The following is a 21,467-nucleotide window of genomic DNA, read 5'->3' as shown; positions in this document are numbered from 1 at the left end:
ACAAATGAATTTAGTAGGACGGGAAAGCATTATACTTAAAAGCCGCCTTCACAACAATATGATCATTGCATCTAGTTGCACAAAATTTAATAGATTGTGACGTTATTGATGATCAACAAGTGTTTATATCTTAAAAACGGAGTAAACTGAGTTTTTACTTTTTCCTAAAATATATTAAGCCAATCACTATGACTCAATTGCAAAGCGTTTTAAGTGCCATAGACAAAATCAATGAAGCAGATATCAATACCACGATTGTTGACGGCATCAGCCACCCAAAAGAGTTATTATACGGCCAACATATGTCAACTTTCCTTGATAAGTATTGGCCTGATGCGCACGAAAACTTACAGATAGCAGTTCGGGCGCAACATGTAAAACGTTGGCATTTACAACGTGCTGACTTCGCCATGGGCAAAAAAGGTTATTTAACCTGGCGCAAGGAATTAGGTATTTTTCATGCAGCAACCGCTAAAGCCTTGATGCTTGAGTATGGTTATAGTGAAGACGCAGCAGAAATTACTGCTGCTATTATTCGTAAAGAAAATTTAAAATCGAACAGTGAAAGCCAAACATTAGAAGACGTGGCTTGTTTAGTGTTTTTACAATATTACTTTGATGCCTTTGCCGCGAAACATAAAGAAGAAAAAATTATACGTATTGTGCAACTGACCTGGCGAAAAATGTCAACACAAGGTCAAGAGATTGCCTTAAGCTTAACGCTACCACCACACTTAGCACAACTGGTTGGCAAGGCGTTAGCTTAAAATTTAGCCGCTATATTTATCCCTAACTTTCGATGGTTTTTAAAGCTGAGTTTTTAGAGCTAATATTTTCCTGGCCTTGTCCTCGTTGCCGCATTATTTTCAGTAACGGGTAAGCGCCAGAGAAAAACGAATGGCCAAACAACCAAAGCAACAACTAACACTTTCAACCAAACTGTTGGCAAAACATAACACGACCATACTACAGCAATAAAAATAGCGCTTAATGCCATCACTTTTGCTCTTTTTGGAATACTACGTGATTGCTGCCAATGATAAATCATCGGGCCAAAAACCTTATTCTCTGTTAACATTTTATGCATTCGTGGCGACGACTTAGCAAAGCATGCGGCCGCAACCAATAAAAAAGGAGTGGTTGGCAACAGAGGCAAAAAGGCGCCAATAAAGGCCAAGACAACACAAAATATTCCCGCTACTTTTAAAAGCATATCAAAACCACGATGCTAACCTTTTACTGATGAAAACTACTGACTGATTAAACTAGTTGTTGGTGAGGTATTGACTGATGAGAGCATTACTTAATAAAAGCTTAGCTATAACTGCCAATTATCATAATTAATATATAATGTAATCGTTTAACGCTCAGTGTTCCAGCTAAAGAAATAGGCGCCTAACGTTAAAAACACTGCGATCATTATCATTAAAATAGTCACGTGATAGCTAATATCCGATAAAGTAGCCCCTTCAGTAATAATTTTCCGAGCGCCGGCAACTAAATGCGTTAAAGGTAAAAAATCGGCAAATACTTTCACCGAATTAGGCGCGCCCTCTAAGCTAAACCAAACGCCTGATAACAACATCATCGGCCATGAACTTAAGTTTAATAAGCCGCCAATTAATTCTTCACTTTTGCTACGACTAGCAACTAATAATCCTAAAGTAATCAAACTAAATGCCCCTAAGGTAGCAATAAGAAATAAATCAAAGTAACTACCTAGCATGTAGAAATCAAAAAATAGGTTACAACCGATATAAACCACTGTCGATAAAAACATCACAATAAATAACCGTGAAACTAATTGCGCTGAAACAAATTCCAATGCCGATAGTGGTGTAGCTTTTAATCGCTTTAACACGGCATTTTTACGATAACGAACGATGACATATCCAACACCAAATAAGCAGCTAAACATCATATTCATGCCTAAAATACCGGGTAATACCCAGTCAACATAACGAATTTTTTTACCTTGAGTTTCAATACGCAGGTAATTTTTATGATCATTTAAAAATATTTTTTCCACCAAGTAACTATTAGGAGCGCCTTGGTTAACCCAATACTGTTGAGCATTAAAATCAACCAACAAGTCAATGCTGTGTTGCTCTAGTTTAACTTTCGCTATCGCTGTGTCTTGGTAATCAATAAAACTAATAAACTTGGTATCTAGAAATTTTGATTGGCTTTGCGCTAAATTTAACACCCCGACTTTATAAACTGCACGACCATCACCTGAGAAAACAAACGACAAACCTACCAGCATTAATATCGGAAAAAGTAAATTCCAGCCCAGTGATGAACGATCACGAAAAAACTCAATATTTCGTGCTTTAAACACGGCAAAAAATCGTGAAAAGTTAATCATTTTAATCCCTCAATGAATGGCCAGTAAGTTTTAAAAACAAATCATCCAAATTAGGTGATTTAACATGTAACCCTGCGAGCGAAACTTTTTGAGCTAGTAATAATGCAATAGTGGCTTCGACATCAGCGGTGGTAATTTCTACCTGCTGTTCATGCACCTGCCAATTTAATTGCTGACAAAGCTCATCAGGCACTTGCTCCGCTGGCAAATAAATGAATACTTCATCAAAATGTTGATTAAGTAATTGCCTTGGCGTGCCGCGAGCAATCACTTGACCATGGTCCATAATTAACACGTCATCACACAATTGCTGTGCTTCGTCCATATAATGCGTGGTTAGCACCACAGTTTTATTTCGCGCTTTGATATTTTTTATTAATTGCCAAAAGTTGCGCCTCGCTTGGGGGTCTAACCCTGTAGTGGGTTCATCCAGAAAAACAATATCGGGGTCATTAATTAATGCTAGCGCCAGTAGTAATCGCTGACGCTGCCCGCCCGATAGCAGGCGATTATCTCGGTTTAAAAACTCACTTAAATCACATAATTCAATTAATTCTTCATGTGGCACGGTATGTTGATAAAACGCGGTAAATAGATTTAAGGTTTCTTTAACGGTGAGAAAATCTTGTAAAGCGGTATGCTGAAATTGAATGCCAATTTGTTGCGACATCGACTCATCAATAGGCTTACCATAATAAAACACTTGGCCTGTTGTCGCTTTGATGATGCCTTCCATGATTTCAATCGTGGTAGTTTTTCCAGCACCATTGGGCCCAAGTAGACCAAAACAATGACCCTTTTGAATGGTGAAGTTGATATTATTTACTGCAACAACATCTTTATAACTTTTGGTTAAGTTCTCAACCCGAATAACTTCTTGCATGGCACACCTCAATAAAACCTCAGTCACATTCTAGCGGCTGATTAAAAATATTAATACCAGAATAGCTCAATTCACAAATGATAATAATTATCATTTGCATTAATGGTTATTTTCAATTATTGTTTTTATCAAGTGAGTTTTAGTCATAACTAATAAAAAACAATAAGGAATAATCATGGGATTTAGACAAGTAGATGGGATAAGCAAGGGTAAAGCCCAAGTTGAAATATCAACCGTATTGTTAGCACAATTAATTAGCTCGGGAGCGTTAACGGGCAAAAACTGCAGATGCCTAGACAACAATGCCCGTAAAACATTATGGCAGTCTTTGTTGAATTTAAGCGCCAGTTTTAAATAAAGCGGAGTTATAATATGACTACAAAATTATTTAGCGATGATATTTATTATTTATAGGCTTGGTTAGCAGAATGGTTAAAAAATTTTATGTCTAACTACCACCCGTCAGCTAACAAACAGTTACTGGCAAAAACATGTCTAGGTATCAATGCTGTTGTTCAGCACGAATACTTTCATCAAATAGCGACCACTTATTCTGTTGCGGTTTAATGCGCGCTAATATAGTTAATCAGCTGCTGGTTTAATGCTTTTTTACCGGTAAAGCCATACTGCTGACAAACTTGTTCAATATTATGCTTTTGTAAAATACGCGCAAGTAAGGGTAAAACTTCAGGGTCATACTGCTCAGTACAGTGTTTTAATAGCCAAAGGTGTAAGGCATAAACACAACTGCTAAATTGACGTTGACCAGAAGTAAAGTCGTTAACACTTTGCATAACATCATTCGACAGCATCAAACTTTTCAGCTCGGCGTTACCATTAAGTAACTGCCAAACTAATTTAACCGGCATATACTTAAACTCATCAGTTAACCAATAATCAAATTGTTGATAAAACTGCTGAGCAATAACTTGCTGTAAAGGCCTCGCATTTGGTAATAACGCTTTAGTAACTAAACAAGAATGTTCGCCACTGGCTTTATCCTTACTAAAGCCAACTCGAGCCACGCTAAAACCAGCTTGCTGCCAAAACTTAACTAAAGTCGCATTACTCGCAAAACTAGCGCCTATAAAATCAACACCTTGTGCAGAAACTTGCTGTTCAATGCCGTTTAAAAACTGCGTACCTAAACCTTGTCCTTGCAACTGAGGGTGAATAGCAATACGCATGACTCGCTGATAACTATAGTTAAAGCTTTCTTTAATACCACAATGCATAAGTAATGACTGCGGTAAAAACTGATCGCGTAAACGACGCTGATTTTCAAGAACCTGTACAACTAGTTTATCGTCTGCTTGCCCTTCTCGCATGAGCATAGCTACACCTAAAATATCGCTTTCATGTTTAAGTACAAACAATGAAATAGCGCTATTATTCAACAGTAACTTCAGGTCACTGGGTGATGTTTGATAGTGAGCTGTTACTAACACCGCGAAAACTTGCTGTAAAAGTGCTTCGTGTTGCAGTAATTGTGCAGCACTAACAAGCTCGATTTCTAAATTTTTGTTAGAAATAGTGTGAGAAAAATTGTGTGAAATATCTTGCGGAAGCGAAGCACCTTGCTCTTCGGTTTTATTAACCGCGACAACAGTTTTATTCAAAGCCAGTAAGCTATGTTCATAACTTGGCAATGTAGCGTTTAGCAAACAACTATCGAAAACAAATTGCTCAAGCGGATCATCAATGGCCCAACGAATAGGCTCATGAATGTGCATGTTGCGCCAATTGGGCATCAATCGCTGTAAAACCTGTTGAAACTTAATACTAAAACCGCGTCCTGCGCCTTCATAACCGTGAATAGTGCTGGCAAATATTAAGCGATGATAATAACTGAGTAATTGTTGCAGAAGATAAACTGGAATTGCAGCGGCTTCGTCAACCATCACAATACTCGCTTCGGGTTGCTCTTTTAATAAAAGGTCAATAGGACAGAAAACAATGCTGCCATTAGAATGCTCAACATGAGTTGCCCGCACCTTAGCATCAGGTAAATGTTGCTCTACTTGCTGAAAAAACACCTTAAGTGCTTGTTTACTTGCTGCTGTAATTATAATTTTTTGCGGCTGTTTAGCGTTAGCTAGCATCTGACACGCCGCAAGTGCTAATGCTGAAGACTTGCCTCGACCGCGATCAGCGGTTAGCACTAACGGCCTATCTCTATGACCCGATAATACTTTAAGCATAGCCTCAACGGCTAAAACTTGTTCTTGTGTAATACAGCCATAGGGCAGAATTTTCACATAATTAGTGCTTGTTAGTAGTGCAATATCAGTAGTATATGATGGTGTTTTTTCGATTATATTCAAAGACAATAACGTTGGAAGTTCAGTCGCTTCTTGTCTAATTAAATAGCAGTATTCACTGGCTAATTGCCTTATAAAGCGCTGGAGAAAGTAGTCTTTTGATTGAACATGGTTAAGTTGGTCGACTTGCGAAGGCTTGAGTAAAAGTACAAAAACGCCACCGGCAACTAAGGTACCTGAAAGTGCGGCAAAAGCATCTACATCAAAATTACTTGTAGAACTGATAGTATTATTCTCTGCATTATTTTCTGCCGAAAATACAATAACGTTTTGCTCAGTACCTAAATATTGGGCAAAGTTTTTTCGATTGACTGAAATGAGCTGTTTAGCATAACTAATATTGGTAATATCACCATAAACAAGACCTTGTTTTTCAGATGTGGCGCTAGAGTTTTCGGCTGATAAAAAAGCAGATAAACTTGCTTCAAGTTTTTGTCCCGTCCAAAGTTCATCACCCACTAATACAAGTAAACTACGCCAGCGTTTAGCCTGCGTTATTTGCTGTAACTGCCAACACCAGCGAGAAAATTTATTTTTCAACATTCAATTCAACCTTAAGAAACACCTTGGCTAACACCAATTTCTATAGTCTATCAGAGCGCTAACCATAGCTAAATAACTGCGCGACAGTAAATCAGCATAGAAGATCAGCAACAAGTACTTTTAGTATAATATTTTTGTTGAAATGAAAAAATAATTAGTTGAAAATCCGGCATTAGTTGCCTATGTTCAAATTACATACAGTTTAACTGCAAGATACAGCGTAGATTTTTCAGTAGAACGGGTATAAAACTTCGCTATATGCAGTGTGATTATAAATTAGTCATTTTAATATATCGCGAATCTAAAATACTATGCATGATGGCAATGAATACAAATTATTAAATTAACACTTGGCTAGAATTAAGATGCTTAGGCCACTATTTATTGTCATTGCAGCAGATACTGTAAAAGCCGTAGGTATAAAAAATGAACGATGATTTAACCGATGACCCTATCCCTGACGTTGAGCAAGAAAGTTATGACCAAGACTTATCTAAAAGTGAGCAGGCCGCTCATAACAACGAAGTAAGAAAGCGCATTGAAAATTTATTAGAACAAAAACGTCTGAAATATTTACTAGACGACGCTGATGATTGGGATATCGAATAAGTGACATTGATAGCGCTTAACAACAGCTTTTCATTTATAAAATATTACTACGATTATCAGTAGTAATTTACCGCTAACTCTTTGCTTATGATCCAAAAATGCTATCATAAGGCTGATATTTACACGACTTAATTACCGACACTATGACTTTATTCGAAAAATTGCGCTGCTTATTCACCTTTGGTCAGGGCGTTGCCTTGCCTTTGCCCGCAATTGACAATAACGCCGATCCTTTTGCGCTATTTAAACTATGGTTTGACGAGGCACATAAATCAGGCATTTTATTACCTGAAGCAATGTCAGTTAGCAGCGTAAGTCAAGACGGCCAGCCAAGCTGCCGTATGGTGTTATTAAAAGAGTTTAATCAAGACGGTTTTATATTCTATACCAATTACAACAGTCGAAAGAGCCAAGAACTGAATGAAAATGACAAAATAGCGTTGTTATTTCACTGGAATGTATTACAACGTCAAATTCGTATTGAAGGCTATGTTGAAAAAGTCAGTGCTGAGCAGTCAGCAAAATACTTTCATAGCCGTGGTCGTGGCAGCCAAATTGGCGCTTGGGCGTCTAAACAAAGTGCTAAAATTCTAACCGATACTGAACTTGCAGATAACGTTGATTACTATACGAAAAAATTTGCCGGTAAAGACGTTCCCTTACCTGAATTTTGGGGCGGTTGGCGTATAAAACCAAACTACATTGAGTTTTGGCAAGGTAGAGCTAGCCGCTTACATGATCGGGTTTGTTTTGAAAAGCAAGATACTCAGTGGAAAAACTTCAAACTACAGCCTTAGACATTCACCAATATTTAACCCTGCAAATAAAAATACAATAAAGCACTTGTGTGTTTACCCTGTGATATATTGTTATTTAATAAACAATTTTGGAGTTTTTGTGAGGAATTTAATCCGTTTATTTTCTATTTCAATTATTTATTTCTTTATTTCATATAATCACTTGAGTTACTCACAAGAAATTACCGTTGGCATTGAACCATTTCCACCGTTAATTAATGATGATGGCAGCGGTTTAGTCATCAATTTTCTCAGTGGATTATCGGACACTACTGATCTTAACTTTAATTTTCAGTTAATGACGTATGCCAGAGCTAAAAAAGATTTACAAAGTGAACGACTACAACTTATTGGCTTAACTCCTTTTCAATTAGAAACACAAAATTTCTATGAGTTTGGCGTAGAACTTGATTGGCACATAGACACCTGTGTTGACTTTTTTTCTTTGAATAAGAGTTATTTTAACGTTGAGGAGTTGCCTGAAGCCAGTATTGGTACACTGCTCGGTAATGCTGAATTTTTTGCAGAAATAATAGATGTTTCAGTGGATAAATTTGTTGAGGTAAGCAGCTTAGAGCAATTAGTTAAAATGTTAGCACTAGGGCGTTTGAAAGTAATTTTATTCGAACGAGCTTCAACAATGACGGCAATAAAAGCCTCAGGGATTAAAGATATATATTATAAAAACATGGGCATTGTGCCGGCTAGTTTAGCTGTACCTAATACGCCAATGGGTTTAAAGCTAAAAGCACAATTAGATTTGTTATTACTCAACTTAGACAATGAACAATTTTTCAGTGAATTTATTCATTACACTTCAATGGAAAATTCAGGTCAGGTAATCAATTAGTAAGTTTTATTCAGCTTAAAAAATAAATAAAGAAGCGAGCTTGCTTCTTTATTTATTGTCTGCAATTGACTTAGATAAGCTTATTAGCCCACTAACGCTAGCAAAATACCGGCAGCAACTGCTGAGCCTAAAACACCAGCAACGTTTGGACCCATTGCATGCATAAGTAAGAAATTATGCGGATTAGCCTCTAAGCCAACCTTGTTGGCGACACGAGCTGCCATTGGCACCGCAGATACACCAGCCGCACCAATGAGCGGATTAACTTTTTCTTTGGCTACTTTATTCATTAACTTTGCCATTAATACGCCCGCAGCAGTACCAATAGAAAAAGCTACCGCGCCTAAGGCGAGTATGCCTAGGGTTTTCGCATTTAAAAATTGATCTGCACTTAGCTTAGAACCTACGCCTAAACCTAAGAATATAGTAACAATATTGATTAACTCATTTTGTGCTGTTGAACTAAGTCGGTCTACCACACCACATTCGCGCATTAAGTTACCAAGACAAAACATGCCCACTAATGGCGTTGCCGCAGGTAAAAAGAATATCGTCATCATTAACACACCCAGCGGGAAAATAATTTTCTCAACTTTAGTGACATGACGTAATTGTGCCATCTCAATTTTACGTTCATCTTCTGTAGTTAGTGCGCGCATTATTGGCGGCTGAATAATGGGTACTAACGCCATATAAGAGTATGCTGCAACGGCAATTGCGCCAAGTAAATCAGGAGCAAGTTTTGATGCCAAGAATATCGCGGTTGGACCATCTGCCCCACCAATAATGGCGATAGCAGACGCATCTTTCATAGAAAAATCTAAACCAACAAAGTTCAATGCTATAGCACCAAACAAAGTAGCAAATATGCCAAATTGCGCGGCAGCACCTAATAGTAATGTTTTAGGATTGGCGATTAGCGCGCCAAAATCGGTCATGGCGCCAACACCCATAAAGATCAGCAATGGGAATATGCCGGTATCGATTCCTGCGTAGTAAATGAAATGTAATAAGCCTCCAGCTTCAGAAAAGCCAGCGACAGGAATATTCGTTAAAATAGCACCAAAGCCCATTGGCACTAACAATAACGGTTCAAAGTTACGGGCAATGGCTAAATAAAGTAAACCACAACCAACCAACATCATGATCACTTGGCCTAACTCAAAGTTTGCTAGGCCTGTGGACATCCACAATAATTTTAAAGATTCCATGGTTGTTCCTACACCAAGCTTAACAAGATATCACCAACGGCAACTGAGTCACCTTCTTTGGTATGAATAGCCGAAATTTCACCGGCCTTTGTTGCCCGAATTTCAGTTTCCATTTTCATCGCTTCCATAATGATAACAACTTCGCCTGCTTCGACTTCGTCACCTTCATTGACAAGCACTTTGAAAATATTACCCGCTAAAGGTGCTTTTAAAGGTTCACCACTGGTTGAGCTTTCAGCGACAGGTGTTTTACTTGCTGTCTGAATATTATCAATAGAGCCACCAGGCGCTACAACCACGTCATAAACTTTACCGTCGACACTTACCGCGTAACTTTCAGGGCCGGTATTTGCTGAACTTGCTGCAGGTTTAGCCGCACTTTTAGCCAACGGTTTAGTCGGTGCAGGTTCAAAAGCATCTGGGTTGTTACGATTTTCTAAAAATTTCAAACCTATTTGCGGGAATAATGCATAGGTTAATACATCATCGATAGTATCTTCAGCTAGTGTAATATTTTTCTCTTCGGCAATTTGTTGTAACTCAACCGATAACTTATCCATTTCTGGATCGAGCAAGTCTGCTGGGCGACAAGTTATCGCTTCTTTGCCATCGAGCACACGTGCTTGTAATTCAGCATCAACTGGTGCTGCAGTTTTGCCATACTCACCTTTTAGCACCCCTGCTGTTTCTTTAGTAATTGATTTGTAACGCTCACCGGTAAGGACATTTAATACCGCTTGCGTGCCAACAATTTGCGAGGTAGGTGTCACTAGAGGAATATAACCCAGATCTTTACGTACTTTTGGAATTTCTGTTAGTACTTCATCAAGCTTGTCTGCCGCACCTTGCTCTTTTAATTGGCTTTCCATGTTGGTTAACATGCCGCCAGGTACTTGTGCTATTAAGATACGCGCATCGATACCGCGCAAACTACCTTCAAACTGAGCATATTTTTCACGAACATCACGAAAGTAAGTAGCAACTTCGGCTAACTTCACCATATCTAAACCGGTATCACGTTGTGTACCTTCAACAATAGAAACAATAGTTTCTGTTGGTGAATGGCCGTAAGTCATACTCATTGATGAAATAGCAGTATCAATAACGTCGATATCGGCATCAATGGCTTTCATGTGTGTAGCAACACTCAAACCTGTTGTGGCATGGCAATGCAGTGCAATAGGTAAAGATACCGTTTCTTTTAAACGGCCAATCAATTTAGCAGCATCGTAAGGCTTTAATAAGCCAGCCATATCTTTTATACACAAAGAGTGTGCGCCCATGTCTTCAAGCTGCTTAGCCATGGTTAACCAGCCTTCAAGAGTATGCACTGGGCTTTCGGTATAACTTAATGTACCTTGTGCATGTGCGCCAACCTTAACCGCTGCTTTAATCGACGTTTCTAAATTACGCACATCGTTCATCGCATCAAAGATTCTAAAAACATCAATACCGTTAATATGTGCGCGTTCAACAAATTTTTCTACCACATCATCCGCATAATGGCGGTAACCTAAAATATTTTGACCACGGAATAACATTTGCTGTTTCGTTTTTGGCATAGCTTTTTTCAGCGCTCGAATACGCTCCCAAGGATCTTCTCCTAAATAACGAATACAAGAATCAAAAGTTGCCCCGCCCCATGATTCAATTGACCAATAACCAATTTCATCCATTTTCGCAGCAATGGGTAACATATCTTCCAAGCGTAAACGCGTGGCGAGCAATGATTGATGGCCGTCACGTAATACGACTTCAGTTATTCCTAGGGGCTTGGTCATGGTCTTTTCCTATTTCTGGGCAGAATGTTGTTGACGATATTGTTTAACAGCTGAAGATATTGCTGCGACAACTGCAGGTGAAACACTTTTACCGTCTTGTTTATTATTATTTCTTTTACTTGAAGCTCTACTTTCGACAATGGCATCAGGATATTTTTTTGCCAACTTAACCAGCACAACGTTGATAAAAACAATCAACAAACCTAAAAAGGTAAAAACAAAGACCATTCCGGTTAGCATTAAAGTACCTGCTTCAATAAATAACTGTTGAAGATTTTCCATTTTTTTACTCTCAAGCAATTTCTATATAATTAGAATAATCACTCCAATGTATAAAAAGCAAACACATTTTTACAATTTAGTGAAAAAAAACGATGTCAAGCTGAAATCGCTTAAAAAAACAGCTAAATTTAATACTATTTAATCTTTACTTCATCGAAAATAGTATATCAACTAGATTGTATACAATATCAAATCCATGAATAGCGGTTATTAGAAAAAGAAAATCGAACATAATATACAATATGCAATACCAAACAGTGTGACCACTTGGTCAATTAAGTTGAGTTTAGGTGGGGCAAAATGAGGTGAGTTAAATAAAATTATTAGTGACAAAATATTTACAATTTTATTCTGAACGAAAATTATGAAAACTTAAATCGTTGCTTATACCATTAGGTTGAATTATGACTCACTTAGCAAGGATTAAAAGCTTTAGAACTCTTATTTTCAACTGATATTAAAGTTGAAAAATATATTAGTCATACTGATATAACAATCAAAGTGATATCAGAACGAAAACTTACTATGCGCTAGTAATTAGTAGAGAGAAAAGTTATCTACAAGGTAATTTAGGCGAAAAAAAACCAGCCATAAGGCTGGTTTTCTCAATGTGGCGGACGCGGCAGGAGTCGAACCTGCGACCGCCTGGTTCGTAGCCAGGTACTCTATCCAGCTGAGCTACGCGTCCGCAATAAACTGTTTTTTAATATCTCATGTTTAGGAGATAACGAACTTACTCATAAAGAGCATTCGTAGCCATTAACGTTAGATAATCTATCCAACTAAACTACACATCCGCAATAAACTGTTTTTTAATATCTCATATTTAGGAGATAGCGAACTAATTTGATAATAGCATTCTATCATCATGCTTCAATCTTAAACAAAATCTCAAAGCGAAAAAAAACCAGTCGTTAGACTGGTTTTCTTAATGTGGCGGACGCGGCAGGAGTCGAACCTGCGACCGCCTGGTTCGTAGCCAGGTACTCTATCCAGCTGAGCTACGCGTCCGCGGTCAATCGTTATTTTATATCTTGATTCAAGATAAATTCATATCAAATTGCTAATTAACATAAATCACATATTTATTTTTGATTAGCTTTAATATTAGCTACTCTTTTTTATTTAGCCACTTAAAGAAAAGTGGCGGACGCGGCAGGAGTCGAACCTGCGACCGCCTGGTTCGTAGCCAGGTACTCTATCCAGCTGAGCTACGCGTCCTCATTCAAACCTGTTATTTATATCTCTAGTTTAAGAGATAACGAACTAGACAACATCTACTTAGGTAAACGACCTAGTTAATATTATATACATTCATAATGAACTATTTCAATATCGTTGTTCCTACGATGCCAATCTAAAAGAATGGCGGAGAGGGAGGGATTCGAACCCTCGATCCGGGATAAACCAGATACTCCCTTAGCAGGGGAGCGCCTTCGGCCACTCGGCCACCTCTCCAATGGGTGCGAATAATAAGGGATTATAAAAATAAGTCAAACTTTTTTCGGCTTTTATTCCTATTTTTTGACTGTTTGTTGAGAATTCAAACAACACGGTCATTTTTCCAACATTAACTAACCAAAAAGACCTTGAAATAGCATCGATAAATTTTATTGCTGGATCAAAAAAGCCGACAATTGTCGGCTTTAATTATGAGAAAATAATTAACTTTCATTCCCTGAGGCTTCGGCCTCACCTTTTTCAGATTGAATTCTCATATATATTTCTTCACGATGAACCGACACTTCTTTTGGAGCGTTAACACCAATACGCACCTGATTGCCTTTCACCCCTAACACTGTCACTGTGACGTCGTCTCCGATCATCAACGTTTCACCAACTCGGCGAGTTAATATTAACATCTTAATTTCCTTTATGTTTAAAAACGAGATCCACTAAATATATATAAGCTAGTAACAAATTAAATTTAGTCTAATTTTTGCAAAAGTGCACTAAAGATTACAATAAGTATCTAAAATACTTATCAAACATTGACGATTCCTTCATCAATATTGGGTTTTTAGTATTTAACAGAAAACTTGTAAATCAAGAGTAGAATGCAATTGCAGCAATTACTGGTCATTTTAACAACCTTAATGAAACAATAAACACCTTATAAGTAAATTTCTGTACATTTTGTTAATTTTTTATCGAAATTTTGCTTATTCTCATTTAATTTTACATTTCGTTAACAACTCGAATGGATATTATCGAAAGCATAATGCTGTTTATTATTTTTTAAGCTCATCATTATGGCAATAGTCACTAGAAATTTAGCTACATTTTTCTCTGCACTATTTCTCTGCACTAAAAGAAGGCATAAAAAAGGGGCTAAACGCCCCCTTAAATCAATTTTTTAACTTTTGAACCTATTAGCTCAACTTATCTTTTAACCAGCTTTGTGCTGCTTTTAAAGCGGCTTCAATGTTTTCTGGCTGGCTGCCACCGGCTTGTGCCATGTCAGGACGACCTCCTCCTTTACCACCCACTTCTTGAGCCGCGACATTTACTAATTCGCCAGATTTAACCTTGCCGATAAGATCTTTGGTTACACCGGCAATTAAACTCACCTTATCGTCGCTAGCAGTTGCTAATAAAATAATACCTGAGCCCATTTTATTTTTCAGGTCATCGACCATGCCACGTAGCGATTTAGCTTCTACGCCCTCTAAATTAGCAATAAGTGCTTTAACACCATTAAAGTCGATAGCTTGACTAACTAGGTCAGAACCAGCCTCACTAGCGAGTTTTTGCTTAAATTGTGCGAGTTCTTTTTCTAACTCTTTATTGCGTAAAATTACTTGCTCAACTTTACTCGCTACATTAACCGGGTCAGTTTTAACTATCGCTGCAATCGTATTTAGTGTTTGTTCTTGTGCGGCAAAGTAATTTAATGCGGCTTCACCTGTTACGGCTTCTATTCGGCGAACACCAGCAGCAATACCTGATTCAGAGATGATTTTGAATAAGCCAATATCACCAGTTCGGTCAACGTGTACACCACCACAAAGCTCTGTTGAGAAATCACCTAAGGTGACCACTCGCACTTCATCGTCGTACTTTTCACCAAATAAGGCCATTGCACCTTTTTCTTTTGCTTCATCAATTTGCATTAAATTGGTTTCACGACCTAAATTACTGCGAATTTGTTCATTCACCATACGTTCAATCGTAGTTAACTCTTCACGTGTTACGGGTTCAAAGTTAGAAAAATCAAAACGTAGTTTTTCTGCATCACACAATGAGCCTTTTTGCGTAACATGCTCGCCTAATACTTTACGAAGACTGGCGTGTAATATATGCGTAGACGTATGGTTTTTAACGATAGCTGCGCGGCGTTCACTATTAATTTGCGCTTTAACACGACTGTTTACACTTATAGTGTTACGAGCAATACCTTTGTGTGCGAATGCATGACCAAGTTTAAATGTATCAGTTACTTCAAATATGCCATCTTCAAGCAGTAACGTACCGCTATCACCTACTTGCCCACCTGATTCAGCATAAAATGGCGTTTGATCAAGCACCACAATACCCGCTTCGCCTGCGTTCAGCTCTTTAACGGATGATTCATTATTAAATAGCTCAACAACGGTAGAAGACATTTCATTACGAGTGTAACCTTTAAAGTCAGTACGGTGTTCTGACTTAAGTGTTTCATTATAATCTGTACCAAACTGGCTAGCTTTTTGAGCGCGAATACGTTGTTGAGCCATTGCTGCATCAAAGCCTTCGATATCAATATGCAATTGACGCTCACGAGCAATGTCAGCGGTTAAATCTGCTGGAAAACCGTAAGTGTCATATAACTTAAATACGTCATCGCCTGCAATAGTATCGCCTTTAAGTTCAGATAAAATATCTTCTAATAGCGCCATGCCTCGATCTAACGTGCGACCGAATTGCTCTTCTTCAATACGTAAAATTTTCTCAATAACCGCTTGTTGCTGAACAAGCTCAGGGTAAGCATCACCCATTTGCTCTGCAAGTGAGGCCACTATTTTATGGAAGAAAAATGATTTAGCTTCAAGTTTATGACCATGACGAATAGCACGGCGAATAATACGACGTAGTACATAGCCACGCCCCTCATTCGATGGCATAACACCGTCGGTGATTAAAAAGCTACATGAACGAATATGATCGGCAATTACACGTAATGATTTGTGCTCTAAATCGTCACATTCAAGTAATTTAGCGGTATCACGAATTAAACCTTGGAAAATATCAATTTCGTAATTGCTGTGCACGCCTTGCGTTATTGCGGCAATGCGCTCTAAACCCATACCCGTATCAACTGACGGTTTAGGTAAATTTTCCATTGTGCCGTCAGCGTGACGGTTGTATTGCATGAAAACTATATTCCAAATTTCGATAAAGCGATCGCCATCTTCATCTGGTGAACCTGGAGGACCACCAAAAATATCTTCACCGTGATCATAGAAAATTTCAGAACAAGGTCCACAAGGGCCAGTATCACCCATAGACCAAAAGTTGTCTGACTCATACTTTTTATCGGCTGACTTATCGCCAATACGAATAATTTTTTCAGCAGGTATACCAATTTCATTTAGCCAATAGTTATAGGCTTCGTCATCGTTTTCATAAACGGTAACGAGCAATTTTTCTTTTGGTAATGCCAATACGCTGGTTAAAAAATCCCAAGAATAAGTTATCGCTTCTTCTTTAAAATAATCACCAAAACTAAAGTTACCCAGCATTTCGAAAAAGGTATGATGACGAGCTGTGTAACCGACATTTTCTAAATCATTATGCTTACCACCAGCGCGCACACAACGTTGTGCAGAGGTGGCTCGAGTATAGCTGCGAACATCATCGCCAAGAAACACATCTTTAAATGGCACCATACCGGCATTGGTGAATAATAATGTCGCATCGTTACCAGGTACAAGCGAGCTACTGGCAACAATTTGGTGCTGCTTAGAGGCATAAAAATCTAAAAATGCCTGACGCAATTGGGCACTAGTTTCAATCATTTGAATTTCCAACTTTTCGAAAAATTATATCTGTGTAAGCGTTTAATAGTGTCATGATTTCATCTATCGAGAAACCACCTTATTGCATAAAGCGCACTCTTTTTGCTTTATTTTTTTAATCTTTTATTAGGGACGCACCATGGCGCTTATTATACGCAAGCTCTGCTTGAAGATACCAATATATTTGCTAACTTATTGGTAGTTTTTGTACAAATTCTTCGCTAATCCCCTTTTCAGCCAATTCATTTTTTCTATAGCGCCAATCATAGTCATTATCTACTTGGTTTCTAAATACATAATCGGCAAAACGATCTGCTATTAGGTATACTCTTTTAAGACATAAGCTAAAGTAGATTTTATTTCTCTCTTTTATTGCTTCATAAATTCAGTTTTTGATGTCACTTTTATCATGAATATCTTCTGTAAAAGATCAAAGTAATGGTGGTGTGTAAAGTAGCTTTATTTAAATACAATATAAATTCAGCTTATTATCGATAAATATTTTAGCGATAATAAGCTGATAAACAATAAAACTTGTGCTGAAAGAGCCTAGCAAAAAGTAAAAACATTGTATAAATCATGATAAGTTTTACATTATGAGAATAATCGCGCAAAATAAACTTATACCAATTGAAATAATGAATTAGCGAATTTAGTGCGACATTCAGTGATCAATAAAAGCTATTTCTAGCGATTAATAAAAACAGGGACCTGTATGAAGGGACAAATTAAAAACATGCGTTTAATATTGGTTATTTTATTTAGCTCACTATTTTTACAAGCATGTGGCGGCTCAGACGAAAAAGCACCAACATTCAACGTGAGTTCTTCGCTTTCATCGGTAGCATTTACCAATGAGTTTTTACAAGAAGAAACACATACTATTGCGGTAGATGTTACGTTTGATGGCTCAGGACTCTTACTTGGCTTTGCCCCCAATTCTACACCAGTGGCCTGGTTGAATTATCGTATTGAAAACCTAACAGCAACGTCTGCCACCATTCATATTGATGTTGTTAACGCTAATAGAATAAATGCAGACCTTTACGGTACAACATTAAGATTATCTAGTGGCGATACGACGACAACAAATCTTGCTCATGCTGATATTAATGTTTCATTATTGGTTTGGCAGGCCCTTACCTTTGATGATACTTATGGCGTTGACTCAATAGTAGCAAAAACAATTGACATAAGTTCAAGCGCAGATAATTTAACAATAGCAAGCTCAGTACCTTGGCTAAATGTTGAAAAAACCTTTCTGGATGGCGTAACAACAATCACGGCAACACCTAATTTAAGCGACTTTACCGCATCAGGTTTTTTTCCAGCAACTATAGATATTACCAGCCCGCTAGGTACAACAGAATATCCAGTTGAATTAAGCTTAGACAACATACATTTATTTGCTGATAGAGCAAACGTTGCACTTGCGAAAACAGGTAATATCAACAACAGCCAAACTGTGCTTAATATCAACTCAAATAGTATTTTACCTTGGGGCTGGCAAGCAACCACTGAAGCGGCGTGGTTAACACTGACACCTAACGCAGAAAACAATCAATTAACCATTACAGCCGATAGCAGCGCCTTAACAAATAACGCGACAACAACGGCTGAAATAATCCTAAGTGGCAATGAGCAAACCGCCGCTATGGCAGAATCTATTCAAGTAAGCTTTTATAAATCTGATTTGAACACTGAAAATAACACGCTAGACATTATCGCGAATACTGATGGTATAGCCACTAACCCTTTATTACCACAGTATTATGTTGCAACCAGCAACGAGCTACGCAGCTACCATTTATATACCAACGAATTATTATCAACCACTGTGATTTCGCCAGTAGACACCTTACTAGAACAGCTAATTATTCACCCTGACGCCAGCATGATGTTTGCCAAGGCTATTGAAACTACGGTTATTGATGAAAACACCAGCGAAACTACAACACATAGATATAAAATCAACTTAAGTGATATGAGCTTTGTTGAATTAGCGGACCTAGACATAACCAACGAGCCAGTTAAATTTATTCGCCTTGATGGCCGTTACTTCGTGGCGACAGCAATTTTAGAGTTTGCCGATGAAAACCTAATGCGTGTTGGCTTTGATGGTCCTAACGCTTTTTTTGCTAGAGCGTTTAATGTTGCCGAACAAAATCAAACACTATTCGCTTTAGATGTAAGCTCTAGCGATGATTTAATGTCGATAAAGCGCATAGAAGTTAAAGTAAATGATTTTGGTCGCACCCCTCTCAGCACGGAAATAAGCCACAGCTATCGCCCTGAGCTATTAGGTGAAAATGAGCAAATTAGCGATTTCTATGTAACTGCTGATGAACAAAATATTTACGCCATTAGTCCAACAAGTCAGTGGATCAGCTTTGACGGCACAACATTCACTGACAATGGCGTATTAAATAGCGACGAAGCTATTATTAATTTAGCGCTTGCTCATACGGCTAATGACCGCCCTCACTATGTTATATTTGACCCTGAGGCTGGTTTTAAAGTTGATGTGTATAACGAGCAACAAGTCATTGCTAATAGTATTGAGTTAGGTTCAAGTCAACCAACAAAAATGTTAATAGCCAATGGTGATAGCAGAGCTGTTTTACCATCACCAAATACTGACACCATAAATGTTATTAATTTAAGTCAATTTGCAAGTTCAGACGAATCATTAGCATTTAGTACTAACTTTGGCGACAGCGCCATAGCACAGCAAACTTTAACACTGTCGAATGTTGGCGCCGATTGGCAAGCAACGGCCAGCGCACCTTGGTTGCTATTAACGCAGCAAAGTGATGAAAATGGCGATACTCTCTTAATCGATATCGATCGTAGTTTAATTACCGGTTGGGGTTTAATGTCTGCAAGTATTTCGATTTACGACCCAGCGAGTGGCACGACAAAAGTGATCACAGTTGAACTCGCAATTGACGCCATAAGATTAAGCAGTAACTATTCGTCAGTGGCTTTTAACAGCTTAGAAACTGAGCAAACGCTCGTGCATACTGTGGATATTGTAAATAACAGTGAAACTAATATTTCTTGGCAAGCAACAACCGATGTTAACTGGTTGTCGTTATCATCAAATAGCACGAACAACACGCTTACTATTACCGGATTACCGGCTAATATTGCCACCGACGGCGTGCATAGTGCGGTAATTACTTTAACACCTACTATCGAAGGATCTGCGTTATCGGGCAACATTAATGTCACCTTTAATAAAGGTGCAAGTGATGGTGCTGACGTAGATATTGCAAGTATTAGCTTTAATACCTCAGGCATTGTGCTGGACCCTATGCGGCCTTATTTTTATATTGCTAAAGGCGATGAACTTAGTACCTACCATGTTATTTCTGGTGTGTTAATTAACACTTCAACATCTCCATTGGCTGATATAGATTTAACAAACTTAGTGATTCACCCTGACGGTTCAATGCTGTTAGCATCAAATAGCGAAACCTATATCGATGAAGATGAGCTTGAACAGACGCGTGTAAATCATTACCGATTTGATTTAAACAGCTATGAGTTTAGCCAAATAGCTAGTGACAATATCACTGTAGAATATCGTCCTATCATGATAAAAATGATCGCTGGCGCGCCGGTTGTTATTACACAAACACTTGAATATGCCGACCTAAACTTAGTTCGACAATACTGGGATCAAGAGAACGCCTACTTTGTTTCAACTACAGCCCAAGCGAACAGTGCTGATATATTTATGGCCTACAAGCAATCAACAACCTCACTGGAACGCTATGCGCTAAGTTATAACGCTTATGCCAGTGAAATGATTTCAGTAATGAACGAACCTGCCTACATCAATGCAGCTTTCACTGGCTTATCTAGCTTTGCTATGAGTCATTCTGGAAATACGGTTTATAGCGCTAACAGCACCAGCGAGTGGGCAAGTTTTGACGGCACTATTTACACTGACAACGGCCTACTGCAAGGCAATGCCAATGTTCAAGCCATCAATACCACCACAGATACCCGTGACAATAGTTACTTCTATCGCTTTGATCCAACACAGGGCATGACTTACAGTAAATATAATGCAGCTCAGGTTGAACTTTGGTCAGAGTTGATAATAGCTGAGGGTCCTAAGCAGCACTATTTTATGCCTGATCTTCAGCGCGTTATTATATATGATGCGGCGACATCAACCTTAAAGTTACGCTCGCATCAATAGTGACAAGCTAAAACTTATTAGTCACTGTTACTGACCGATGAGCAAATAAAAAAAACCGCATAATGCGGTTTTTTTTATGGCATAGCTTAGTAAACGCTATAAGAACAAATACTTATTTCAAAGCACCTTTAATATATTAATTACATATACGACTTTTTTATTGTCTAATTATACCGACATAAACGGCTTTGGTTTTATCCAGTTCAACATATGAGTATGACAAATATGTAGCATCAGCAAGTTTCAATACTTTAAATTACATGGTTGGTTGGTTGGTTGGTTGGTTGAAAATCAGAAACATATAAATAGTAATCGCCATAAATAAAGCATTTAAAATTTCATTAGCTCTACATTTAATCCAAACATAGTTTTTTAGGAAAATTTAAAGTCGCTAGCATTTATATTCCGTATGAAAAATCATAGCAACATGATCATAAATTTTCATTCAGTCTGATAAATGTTTTTTAAAATACCTCATATATCAAGCTGTCAGAAAAACCTTTTAGGAATAATCATGATTTTTATCCTATATTCATATGGTAACTTTCAACTTGTGTAACTGCTCAAGTAAAGTTTTCACCATAATACATAAAAAGAAATCAAATCAGGCAA

The 21,467-nt window shown here is 37.9% G+C and carries 16 protein-coding genes and 4 tRNA genes; 7 read left to right on the top strand and 13 right to left on the bottom strand.

The annotated features are described in order from the left end of the window. Positions 1 to 188 precede the first annotated feature (188 nt). On the top strand, positions 189 to 767 hold the full coding sequence (locus H4J38_RS06525) for a DUF4202 domain-containing protein (RefSeq protein WP_182130683.1): 579 nt from the start codon (positions 189 to 191) through the stop codon (positions 765 to 767). A 59-nt stretch (positions 768 to 826) separates the two neighbouring features. On the opposite strand, the gene H4J38_RS06520 is transcribed toward H4J38_RS06525, so the two are convergent. The 3 genes from H4J38_RS06520 to H4J38_RS06510 all read right to left on the bottom strand — a co-directional run bounded on the left by H4J38_RS06520 (position 827) and on the right by H4J38_RS06510 (position 3,251). Further along, positions 827 to 1,213 carry a YbaN family protein gene (locus H4J38_RS06520; RefSeq protein ID WP_182130682.1) on the bottom strand — a complete coding sequence of 129 codons (387 nt, stop codon included), beginning with the start codon at positions 1,211 to 1,213 and terminating at the stop codon, positions 827 to 829. 147 nt (positions 1,214 to 1,360) lie between these two features. Next, positions 1,361 to 2,368, bottom strand: coding sequence for an ABC transporter permease (locus tag H4J38_RS06515; RefSeq protein WP_182130681.1), 1,008 nt, complete (start codon positions 2,366 to 2,368; stop codon positions 1,361 to 1,363). 1 nt (position 2,369) lies between these two features. Next, complete coding sequence (locus tag H4J38_RS06510; protein WP_182130680.1) at positions 2,370 to 3,251, bottom strand: ABC transporter ATP-binding protein; 882 nt, start codon at positions 3,249 to 3,251, stop codon at positions 2,370 to 2,372. A gap of 175 nt (positions 3,252 to 3,426) precedes the next feature. Between H4J38_RS06510 and H4J38_RS06505 the strand changes: the two genes are divergently transcribed. Continuing rightward, positions 3,427 to 3,609, top strand: coding sequence for a hypothetical protein (locus H4J38_RS06505; RefSeq protein WP_182130679.1), 183 nt, complete (start codon positions 3,427 to 3,429; stop codon positions 3,607 to 3,609). Between the two features lie 86 nt (positions 3,610 to 3,695). Beyond that, positions 3,696 to 3,818, top strand: coding sequence for a hypothetical protein (locus tag H4J38_RS17150; RefSeq protein WP_259365415.1), 123 nt, complete (start codon positions 3,696 to 3,698; stop codon positions 3,816 to 3,818). Here H4J38_RS17150 and H4J38_RS06500 read toward each other — a convergent pair. Then, positions 3,815 to 6,115, bottom strand: coding sequence for a tRNA(Met) cytidine acetyltransferase TmcA (locus H4J38_RS06500; RefSeq protein ID WP_182130678.1), 2,301 nt, complete (start codon positions 6,113 to 6,115; stop codon positions 3,815 to 3,817). The two genes, H4J38_RS17150 and H4J38_RS06500, sit on opposite strands and share 4 nt — an antisense overlap. A gap of 426 nt (positions 6,116 to 6,541) precedes the next feature. On the opposite strand from H4J38_RS06500, the gene H4J38_RS06495 reads away from it, so the two are divergent. The 3 genes from H4J38_RS06495 to H4J38_RS06485 all read left to right on the top strand — a co-directional run bounded on the left by H4J38_RS06495 (position 6,542) and on the right by H4J38_RS06485 (position 8,371). Beyond that, positions 6,542 to 6,724, top strand: coding sequence for a PA3496 family putative envelope integrity protein (locus tag H4J38_RS06495; RefSeq protein ID WP_182130677.1), 183 nt, complete (start codon positions 6,542 to 6,544; stop codon positions 6,722 to 6,724). Between the two features lie 143 nt (positions 6,725 to 6,867). Beyond that, on the top strand, positions 6,868 to 7,521 hold the full coding sequence (gene pdxH / locus H4J38_RS06490; protein WP_182130676.1) for a pyridoxamine 5'-phosphate oxidase: 654 nt from the start codon (positions 6,868 to 6,870) through the stop codon (positions 7,519 to 7,521). 100 nt (positions 7,522 to 7,621) lie between these two features. Beyond that, complete coding sequence (locus tag H4J38_RS06485; protein ID WP_182130675.1) at positions 7,622 to 8,371, top strand: hypothetical protein; 750 nt, start codon at positions 7,622 to 7,624, stop codon at positions 8,369 to 8,371. A gap of 83 nt (positions 8,372 to 8,454) precedes the next feature. On the opposite strand, the gene H4J38_RS06480 is transcribed toward H4J38_RS06485, so the two are convergent. The 9 genes from H4J38_RS06480 to alaS form a co-directional block, all read right to left on the bottom strand. Then, entirely contained in the window at positions 8,455 to 9,582 is a 1,128-nt protein-coding gene (locus tag H4J38_RS06480; protein WP_182130674.1) for a sodium ion-translocating decarboxylase subunit beta, read from the bottom strand. A gap of 8 nt (positions 9,583 to 9,590) precedes the next feature. Then, the gene (oadA, locus tag H4J38_RS06475) at positions 9,591 to 11,363 is read right to left on the bottom strand and encodes a sodium-extruding oxaloacetate decarboxylase subunit alpha (RefSeq protein WP_182130673.1); all 1,773 of its coding nucleotides are present in this window, start codon (positions 11,361 to 11,363) and stop codon (positions 9,591 to 9,593) included. 9 nt (positions 11,364 to 11,372) lie between these two features. Beyond that, positions 11,373 to 11,645 (bottom strand): OadG family transporter subunit, encoded by a 273-nt coding sequence (locus tag H4J38_RS06470; protein WP_182130672.1) that lies wholly within the window; start codon positions 11,643 to 11,645, stop codon positions 11,373 to 11,375. A gap of 611 nt (positions 11,646 to 12,256) precedes the next feature. Continuing rightward, positions 12,257 to 12,333: transfer RNA gene (locus tag H4J38_RS06465), tRNA-Arg, on the bottom strand. Positions 12,334 to 12,579: 246 nt separating this feature from the next. Then, positions 12,580 to 12,656: transfer RNA gene (locus tag H4J38_RS06460), tRNA-Arg, on the bottom strand. Between the two features lie 133 nt (positions 12,657 to 12,789). Continuing rightward, positions 12,790 to 12,866: transfer RNA gene (locus H4J38_RS06455), tRNA-Arg, on the bottom strand. Positions 12,867 to 13,011: 145 nt separating this feature from the next. Next, a tRNA-Ser gene (locus tag H4J38_RS06450) sits at positions 13,012 to 13,103 on the bottom strand. Between the two features lie 206 nt (positions 13,104 to 13,309). Continuing rightward, positions 13,310 to 13,507 carry a carbon storage regulator CsrA gene (gene csrA / locus H4J38_RS06445; RefSeq protein ID WP_182130671.1) on the bottom strand — a complete coding sequence of 66 codons (198 nt, stop codon included), beginning with the start codon at positions 13,505 to 13,507 and terminating at the stop codon, positions 13,310 to 13,312. Between the two features lie 510 nt (positions 13,508 to 14,017). Continuing rightward, complete coding sequence (alaS, locus tag H4J38_RS06440) at positions 14,018 to 16,642, bottom strand: alanine--tRNA ligase (RefSeq protein WP_182130670.1); 2,625 nt, start codon at positions 16,640 to 16,642, stop codon at positions 14,018 to 14,020. A gap of 715 nt (positions 16,643 to 17,357) precedes the next feature. On the opposite strand from alaS, the gene H4J38_RS06435 reads away from it, so the two are divergent. Next, the gene (locus tag H4J38_RS06435; RefSeq protein WP_182130668.1) at positions 17,358 to 20,855 is read left to right on the top strand and encodes a hypothetical protein; all 3,498 of its coding nucleotides are present in this window, start codon (positions 17,358 to 17,360) and stop codon (positions 20,853 to 20,855) included. Positions 20,856 to 21,467 lie beyond the last annotated feature (612 nt).

Source organism: Colwellia sp. BRX10-3 (assembly GCF_014077505.1).
Lineage (GTDB): Bacteria > Pseudomonadota > Gammaproteobacteria > Enterobacterales > Alteromonadaceae > Cognaticolwellia.
Note: the sequence above shows the minus strand (reverse complement) of the source record. Positions and strands in the feature narration are given on the sequence as shown.

Excerpts from the sequence above, each read along its gene's own strand:
- H4J38_RS06525 (WP_182130683.1), top strand. The coding sequence starts at position 189 with ATGACTCAATTGCAAAGCGTTTTAAGTGCCATAGACAAAATCAATGAA.
- H4J38_RS06520 (WP_182130682.1), bottom strand. The coding sequence starts at position 1,213 with ATGCTTTTAAAAGTAGCGGGAATATTTTGTGTTGTCTTGGCCTTTATT.
- H4J38_RS06515 (WP_182130681.1), bottom strand. The coding sequence starts at position 2,368 with ATGATTAACTTTTCACGATTTTTTGCCGTGTTTAAAGCACGAAATATT.
- H4J38_RS06510 (WP_182130680.1), bottom strand. The coding sequence starts at position 3,251 with ATGCAAGAAGTTATTCGGGTTGAGAACTTAACCAAAAGTTATAAAGAT.
- H4J38_RS06505 (WP_182130679.1), top strand. The coding sequence starts at position 3,427 with ATGGGATTTAGACAAGTAGATGGGATAAGCAAGGGTAAAGCCCAAGTT.
- H4J38_RS17150 (WP_259365415.1), top strand. The coding sequence starts at position 3,696 with ATGTCTAACTACCACCCGTCAGCTAACAAACAGTTACTGGCAAAAACA.
- H4J38_RS06500 (WP_182130678.1), bottom strand. The coding sequence starts at position 6,115 with ATGTTGAAAAATAAATTTTCTCGCTGGTGTTGGCAGTTACAGCAAATA.
- H4J38_RS06495 (WP_182130677.1), top strand. The coding sequence starts at position 6,542 with ATGAACGATGATTTAACCGATGACCCTATCCCTGACGTTGAGCAAGAA.
- pdxH (WP_182130676.1), top strand. The coding sequence starts at position 6,868 with ATGACTTTATTCGAAAAATTGCGCTGCTTATTCACCTTTGGTCAGGGC.
- H4J38_RS06480 (WP_182130674.1), bottom strand. The coding sequence starts at position 9,582 with ATGGAATCTTTAAAATTATTGTGGATGTCCACAGGCCTAGCAAACTTT.
- oadA (WP_182130673.1), bottom strand. The coding sequence starts at position 11,363 with ATGACCAAGCCCCTAGGAATAACTGAAGTCGTATTACGTGACGGCCAT.
- H4J38_RS06470 (WP_182130672.1), bottom strand. The coding sequence starts at position 11,645 with ATGGAAAATCTTCAACAGTTATTTATTGAAGCAGGTACTTTAATGCTA.
- csrA (WP_182130671.1), bottom strand. The coding sequence starts at position 13,507 with ATGTTAATATTAACTCGCCGAGTTGGTGAAACGTTGATGATCGGAGAC.
- alaS (WP_182130670.1), bottom strand. The coding sequence starts at position 16,642 with ATGATTGAAACTAGTGCCCAATTGCGTCAGGCATTTTTAGATTTTTAT.
- H4J38_RS06435 (WP_182130668.1), top strand. The coding sequence starts at position 17,358 with ATGAAGGGACAAATTAAAAACATGCGTTTAATATTGGTTATTTTATTT.